The organism is Lacrimispora sp. 210928-DFI.3.58 (assembly GCF_020554865.1).
Lineage (GTDB): Bacteria > Bacillota > Clostridia > Lachnospirales > Lachnospiraceae > Enterocloster.
The window spans coordinates 1-322 of record NZ_JAJCIC010000119.1 but is presented as its reverse complement, the minus strand read 5'-3'; the positions used below and the strand labels follow the sequence as shown (position 1 = coordinate 322).

Here is a 322-nt window from a genome sequence, read left to right as displayed (position 1 = left end):
CGGCCGATGGTACTATGCTGGAGACGGCATGGGAGAGCAGGTGAGTGCCAGATTTAACCGGGCTTATAGCTCAGCCGGTTAGAGCGCACGCCTGATAAGCGTGAGGTCGGTGGTTCGAGTCCACTTAAGCCCATTTAGGTGTACCTTTTCCGCGATAACATTCGCACGGGAGGAAAGGCTCACTTAAGCCCATTGGATTAAAAAATCCAATCAACAGAATAGAGGTTGCCCGGGAAACGGGGGGACCCGCATCCCAGGAGGAATCTGTGGGGGTGTAGCTCAGTTGGGAGAGCACCTGCCTTGCAAGCAGGGGGTCAAGAGT

At 55.0% G+C, this 322-nt stretch carries 1 tRNA gene; it reads left to right on the top strand.

What is annotated here, in order from left to right:
- The first annotated feature begins 59 nt into the window (after positions 1 to 59).
- A tRNA-Ile gene (locus tag LIZ87_RS22190) sits at positions 60 to 133 on the top strand.
- The last annotated feature ends 189 nt before the right edge of the window (positions 134 to 322 follow it).